Below are 1031 nucleotides of genomic sequence, written 5' to 3' on the forward strand. Positions count from 1 at the left end.
CCTGATTACCCATGACCCTCAGCCAGCTTCAAGAGCCGATATGGCATCGGAGGGCTTGCCACGACTGCATGCCCCAATTCAACCAACATGCTCTTGAGGTCAAAACGATGATTAAACCGGAAGCAGTATTCCGCAAGATGCCTTGGTAAATGCTTCGCTCCGAGCGTATGGCAACTGCCCCGCAGCGAGTTTTTCACATTTCCTATCATCGTGTTTACCCAGTTGAATGCCGGATGATCCAGCCAGTCCAGGTTGCCCCCGGTGACAACACCCAGGTGCTCACAATTGGCCTCCTTGACCGCTTTGAAACAGGCCAATCCATCGGATATCACCGCGCTACCACTGGCAATATGCCGTTTTGTCCAATCAGCAACGGACTTGGTTTTGAAACCATCGACCACCGTCATCCGCATCTTGATTGGATGTCCTTCCTTGTTCAGGGCCACTGCTGCCACAAACGGCGTCTTGCCTGCCGCGCCCCGACCCCGTTTGCCACCACGGCGCTCGCCACCCCAGTAGACATCATCGAGCTGAATGATGCCGCTGATGGGCTGCTTGTCATCGGACTCTTTCATGGCTTGCAGCAGCTTGTGCTTGAGCATCCAGGCGGTGTCATATTTGACGCCCAACTGGCGCTTTAGCTCCATCGCTGACAAGCCTGTTTTGGTTTGTGACAACAGGTGCATTGCCAGAAACCACTTGGTCAGTGGGAGCTTGGTGTTTGCGAAAATCGTGTTTCCAGTCAATGACATCTGGTGACGGCAGTGATTGCATTGCCACACACGTGGCCGCCTTCTCAGGCGACAACAGGTCTTGTTGGCACATTCAGGGCAGACAAAGCCGTTAGGAAAACGCCAAGTGAACAGCGCGTTTTCGCACTGAGCCTCAGTGCCATAGTCCTTGAGAAACTCAAACAGGCTGTAGCCTTTCTGGAATTGGATTTTGCTTTTGGCCATGATCTCGCACCTCGATAACTGTACGTAAGATCAGTATAGTTCGTGGTAACTGACTGCTAATCATGGGTAATCAGG

1 protein-coding gene is annotated in these 1031 nt (G+C 52.7%); it reads right to left on the reverse strand.

The genetic code is table 11. The features are described 5' to 3' along the window. Positions 1–5: 5 nt before the first annotated feature. Positions 6–956, reverse strand: a complete 951-nt coding sequence (locus tag ACB039_RS20885) for an IS1595-like element ISKpn3 family transposase (protein ID WP_371166373.1) — start codon at positions 954–956, stop codon at positions 6–8. Positions 957–1031: the final 75 nt, after the last annotated feature.

Origin of the sequence: Aeromonas sp. S2(2024), from assembly GCF_041402505.1 — a bacterium.
Taxonomy (GTDB): Bacteria; Pseudomonadota; Gammaproteobacteria; order Enterobacterales; family Aeromonadaceae; genus Aeromonas; species Aeromonas media.